This is a genomic window from Moorena sp. SIO4A5 (genome assembly GCF_010672005.1).
Lineage (GTDB): Bacteria > Cyanobacteriota > Cyanobacteriia > Cyanobacteriales > Coleofasciculaceae > Moorena.
The window spans coordinates 1-5589 of record NZ_JAAHHZ010000297.1 but is presented as its reverse complement, the minus strand read 5'-3'; the positions used below and the strand labels follow the sequence as shown (position 1 = coordinate 5589).

Below are 5589 nucleotides of genomic sequence, written 5' to 3'. Positions count from 1 at the left end.
GTTCTTTGTTAACATCTGGGTGGTACTTCCGTGCCAAGCGACGGTAAGCACGTTTAATTTCATCTTTGTCGGCATCACGAGAGACACCAAGCAGATCATAATAGTCAGCCATAGAGCGCTGATCGGTCTTCCATTTATATAGTGGGGGCTCTTGTTATTCCTCAGGTTATTGCTATAAAAGCACAAAGAGCGCATTCCAGCATTACCTGCATCCTATATCATTGTCTATCAAAAAAATCAGCTGATTGCCACCTGCTTATGTGACCATAATCTCAAGGTTGGCTTGAGCTAGTCAAAGCAAGGAATTGAATTATCTATCTTTTAGGGAGCTGTTGCCGTAATCAACAGCTTCGTAGTCAACCTCCACCTCTAAGGTTTCATCCTCAAAATCAACCACAAATTCTCCTACAGCATCCGGTTCTATTTGGGTGGAGTCGTTTGAATTGGACTCTTGAACTGTTTCGTCAGACACGATAAATTCCGGGTCTGACCCCAGGCTGGCACTCGCGTAAATGATCCCCCCAATTTCCAAGACAGTTTTCTGCAAAGTTTCAATAGCTTCTTTCACCTCCTCGACCTCAATAGAGGGGTCTGTCATTATGGTGTCTAGGTGCTGCTTTTGTTGATCTGCTTGCTCCTTTAGTCCTTGAGCCTGAAGGTTAGCGCTAATCAATTCCCCATGGTCTTTGATAGTAGATTCATAGTTATATAGTAAGCCATCGGCTTGGTTTTTGAGTTGCACCAATTCCATGCGACGGCGGTCTTGGTCAGCATAGTCTTCTGCCTCACGGCGCATCCGTTCCACTTCCGCTGGACTTAATCCACCCGTATTGGTAATCACAATACTTTGCTCTTTCCCAGTTCCTCGATCACTGGCAGCGACTTTAAGAATGCCGTTGACATCGATTTCAAAGGTAACTTCAATTTGAGGGACACCACGGGGAGCTGGGGGAATACCAGTGAGCAGGAATTTTCCCAGGCTTTTGTTATCTCTAGCCATTGCCCGCTCCCCCTGCAATACGTGGATTTCTACGGAGGTTTGTCCATCAGTAGCTGTGGAAAATACCTGGGACTTACTGGTAGGAATAGTAGTATTGCGCTCGATAATTTTGGTAAACACTTCCCCTAAGGTTTCTATACCCAGGGACAGGGGAGTAACATCCAGTAGCAGGACATCTTCGACTTCCCCACCCAAAACACCAGCTTGAATTGCTGCTCCCAATGCCACAGCTTCATCGGGGTTAACCGAACGATCGGTAGCCTTACCATTAAAAAACGTTTTAATAGCATCCTGCACCGCCGGGATACGGGTTGAACCCCCTACCAGCAAAATCCGGTCAATGTGCTCTGGCTTGAGGTCACTATCTTTGAGCGACTGCTTTACCGGTTCTATAGTTGCGTTAATCAGGTCCCTGGATAGTTCTTCAAACTTAGCCCGGGACAACTCCATCTCTAAATGTTTTGGTCCTGTTTCATCAGCAGTAATGAAGGGCAAGTTGATGGGGGTGGCTACCATGCTAGACAGTTCAATTTTTGCCTTTTCCGCCGCCTCTCGCAAACGCTGAAGAGCCATTTTGTCTTCGGTGAGATTGATGCCCTCTTTGGCTTTAAAGTTTTGAACCATCCAGCGGACAATCACATTATCGAAGTCATCTCCCCCCAAGTGATTGTTCCCAGAAGTTGCCTTTACTTCAAAGACCCCATTCCCCAGTTGCAGAACTGAGACATCAAAGGTACCACCACCCAAGTCAAACACCAATATAAGCTGGTCTTGATCCAGCTTATCTAAACCATAGGCAAGAGCAGCAGCAGTCGGTTCGTTTATAATGCGCAATACTTCCAAACCAGCAATGGTACCCCCATCCTTGGTGGCTTGCCGTTGAGCATCGGTAAAGTAGGCAGGAACTGTGATCACAGCTTGAGTCACTGACTCCCCAAGAAAGGTTTCAGCATCAGCCTTGAGCTTTTGTAAGATCATGGCCGAGATTTCCTGAGGGGTGTACTCCCGATCCCGAATCTTTACATCTACCGTCTCATCACGACCCTTAACACAGGTATAGGGGACACGGGAACGCTCTGTAGCAGTTTCATCCCAACGACGTCCGATAAAGCGCTTGATACTGTAGACACTGTTTTCCGCATTGGTGACTGCTTGACGCTTGGCCAGTTGACCCACCAGGTGCTCCCCTGACTTGCCAAATCCCACAATACTCGGTGTAGTTCGCCCACCTTCCGAACTGGAAATGACTATGGGTTTACCCCCTTCTAAGACAGAAACACAACTATTGGTTGTGCCTAGGTCGATGCCAATAACTTTTCCCATAGGGTTACGGCTTAACGGTTATGTTAAGTTATTTTAGTTTGATTTTTTGTTGAGTTGGTCAAAATAATAGAACTTCCCTTGGTGCGTTCGTCCCTTTTCGTAGGATGGTCAGAGACTGACACCAAAGGAAGGTTAACCACTCAATGGCAGCTAATTTTCTGACTCAGCAGATTTCTGAGCTTCCGAGGTTTCCTGTGGTTCTGCCGCAGCAGCTACTTTCACCATAGCGTGACGTAACACCCGCTCCCCAAGTAAATAACCCCGCATTAGCTGTTCTATGACTACTCCTTCTGGATAGTCATCCGTTGGTTCTCGCATAACCGCTTCGTGGAGATTGGGGTCAAACTCTTGCCCTTCTGGTCGCATCGCAGCAACCCCAAGGCGCTTGAGGCTATCTACCAGCTGTTTATAAACACCTTGATAGCTTTTGTGAATTGACATTTCCCCATCATTTTGAGGCTTAATTTGGGTGCGCGCCCGTTCAAAGTTATCTACTACTGACAATAACTCAGTGATGGTGTTTCCTTTAACTTGATGTTCCAAGTCTTCTTTCTCTTTAGTTGACCGTTTGCGGAAATTCTCAAAATCTGCCGCAATCCGGATGTATTGAGATTTAAAGGAGTCACATTGCTGAGTTCGCTCTTCTAGTTGAGCTTTCAGGGCCTCATTTTCCTGCTTGATGGTTTCTATAATTTTGGAATCATCCTCGGTAGGTGATTCATCGGTAGCTGCTTGAGCTACCTCGGTCTCGGCTTGGTCTACCGACTCTGGCTCAGATGCTTCCGCAGCAGGGGATTCAGTTGGTTGTGCTGCTTCAGAGTTGACCTCTGAGTCAGAGGCTACGGCTACCGCTTCCACCTCAAGATTGTCTGCGAGTACCGTAGTGGACTCTTCCTTTGTCTCCTGCGAAGTGTTATCTGACTGTTTTGCTTCGTCAATCATGCTCCACTCATCCCAATTCAATAGACTGCTAGTTTATCTATAATTTCTTACTAGCCAACCAATTTTCCAGCAACTTTTGTAAAGTGACAGCTCCTACACTGACCTTACAGGTTCAGTGTAGGCTTCCCAGCCAGTCCGGCTATCGCTTAGGAGGCGCTGGGCTTTAAGAACGGACTGCCCTTCCGCTCTGTTTTTTATATTTATTGCTGCATTGTGGTCTCTGTCCAAACTGCAACCACAGTGAGGACAATCATGCCACCGAACATGCAACTTTTTAGGGACTTTTTTGCTGCAACTGGAACAGTTCTGTGAAGTGTTCCGAGCACTTACTGGAATCGCCAACAAGCCAGCATTTAAGGCTTTGCTTGCCAGGATTGTCAGAAAGCTAGACCACCCAGCGTCTAACACAGATTTAGCCAATCGAGATAAGACAAGTCCCTTTACGTTTAATTTTTCGTGAGCAATTACATCGTATTTTGACAGCAAATATTTTGCTGTCTTAAAATGAAAGTCTTTTCGCTTGTCCGATACTTTTTTGTGCTGTTTTCCAAGTTGTTTGATAGCTTTGAGTCTATTTTTACCTCCTTTTTTTCGTCGAGATACTCTTTTCTGAATAACTCTCAGCCTTTTCTGAGACCGTCGATAATATTGAGGAATGCTTACTGTTTCCCCTTCAGAAGTGGTCAAAAATTCTTTAAGGCCAACATCAATCCCAATTATAGATTCAGGGTTAATGTCGGGCTTAACCTTGGGAACAGTCTTATCTTCTAGAGACAAGACCAGATAATAACCATCACACTTTTTTGTTATTGAAGCTGTCTTTATCTTAAAGCCATTCGGGGTAGCCGACGCTTCGCGAACAGGGATAGGGCGGTGTAATATAATCTTTACCTTACCTATTTTGGGAAGGTTGATTAAATTCCCTTCTAGACACCCTTCTTTTATTTGAGGGTAAGTGAAAGTACGATAGCGGTGCCTTTTTTTGAACCTAGGTCTTCCGCTTCGTTTACCGTTACTATCTCCTTTTATAAACCGATCGAAAGCTAGTTTTACTCTCTTTACTACATCCTGTAGTACTTGAGAATGAATCTCTTTATACCAGGGATGACTTTTTTTGAGATTTGGTAAAGTCTTTTTCTGAGAGTAGTAATCTGGATTGTTTCTTAATTCGGGAATATGACAAACGAGAGGACAAGCATTGATTGAGCAGCGATTTTGCTCATACCAAGAAAATCGCTCAGCCAATAAATAATTATATTGAGCACAAAGCATTGAGAGCCAATTATCTATTTTTTCTTTTTGATCTTTTGTTGGCTTTAGCCGGTACTGATATGCAATTCTCACCCTTGCTTGTCCTCTTATCTATCGACCTAGTAATATTATAGTTAACGTACAGCCATTTTTCAAGTCACAATGAAAGATAAAAAGTTAACAATCTCGATTACAGATTTTGAGAAAAGACAGTTAGCACAAGAGGCCTCGCGACGCGGAATGACTCAATCAGAGTTGATAAGGAGCTTGATAGCTCGCTTTCGGGACCCAAAAGACTCTGTGCAAAATTCATCCCTGGAGACGAAACCTTAGATAGTGGAGCTTTATTACATGCATATTTAACCCTTTTGCGCATAAGCGACTAACCATAAAAGCTCCACTATCTTACGGTAACTTTAAGCACCTATGCTGCGCATGTTCGTTGTGGGGCTTCTAATGCCTGCCAGCTAACCACGTTCAGTCTAAGACTATAGCATGGGTTTCTAAGCTTATTGAGAGTTGTTGCGACCTCAGACTTACCTCAACTGTGTGGTCTGGCAAGCCCTCCGTTAGCAACAATGCTGGTCAAGGACACTCGAGCCGATCAGATCCTTATGGCCTGTACGCTTACTGAGCCACCTACTGTGGTTTTTCCACGGACTGTCTTTGATGGTGCTACTTGAGTTTGCTGGTCTTGTTGCATACTTTGGCTGGCCTTGTTGCATAGTTGAATGTTGTGATGATAAATCGGTCATTAACGAAAATCTAGTAGCATCTGAGATGGTAACCAACCTTGAGCGAGTAGGACTTGATAAGAATTATACAGCAAATGAGTTGGCTTAGTTTTTATGATGTATACTGTGATATTTAGCTAAGACAAATTATCCTAATCCGTCAATCTAACTAAAACGTAAAAATAAGGGAGTGGCTGCCACTCCTATGTCACTTAACATAAGGCTTTTGGGAATACTGTGTAAAGTAAGGAGACTTCCTATTCCGTCATGACTTACTCCTCATCTCAACGACGCGCCCTAGTAGTCCGTAACGATTTTTCTCCCTTTGGCAATAAACTG

The 5589-nt window shown here is 44.4% G+C and carries 5 protein-coding genes; 1 reads left to right on the top strand and 4 read right to left on the bottom strand.

Annotation, left to right across the window (positions count from 1 at the left end):
- The 4 genes from F6K57_RS35450 to F6K57_RS35435 form a co-directional block, all read right to left on the bottom strand.
- Window positions 1-112, bottom strand: a 112-nt coding sequence (locus tag F6K57_RS35450) for a DnaJ domain-containing protein (protein ID WP_293072688.1), incomplete at its 3' end; no start/stop codon positions are given.
- A gap of 198 nt (window positions 113-310) precedes the next feature.
- Window positions 311-2323 (bottom strand): molecular chaperone DnaK, encoded by a 2013-nt coding sequence (gene dnaK / locus F6K57_RS35445; protein ID WP_293072686.1) that lies wholly within the window; start codon window positions 2321-2323, stop codon window positions 311-313.
- Window positions 2324-2473: 150 nt separating this feature from the next.
- Window positions 2474-3265, bottom strand: a complete 792-nt coding sequence (gene grpE / locus F6K57_RS35440; RefSeq protein ID WP_293059797.1) for a nucleotide exchange factor GrpE — start codon at window positions 3263-3265, stop codon at window positions 2474-2476.
- A gap of 93 nt (window positions 3266-3358) precedes the next feature.
- Window positions 3359-4609: a transposase gene (locus tag F6K57_RS35435; protein WP_293072684.1), complete on the bottom strand. Its 1251-nt coding sequence runs from the start codon at window positions 4607-4609 to the stop codon at window positions 3359-3361.
- 69 nt (window positions 4610-4678) lie between these two features.
- Here F6K57_RS35435 and F6K57_RS35430 point away from each other — a divergent pair, with 69 nt between their 5' ends.
- Window positions 4679-4849 carry a ribbon-helix-helix protein, CopG family gene (locus F6K57_RS35430; RefSeq protein WP_293059803.1) on the top strand — a complete coding sequence of 57 codons (171 nt, stop codon included), beginning with the start codon at window positions 4679-4681 and terminating at the stop codon, window positions 4847-4849.
- The last annotated feature ends 740 nt before the right edge of the window (window positions 4850-5589 follow it).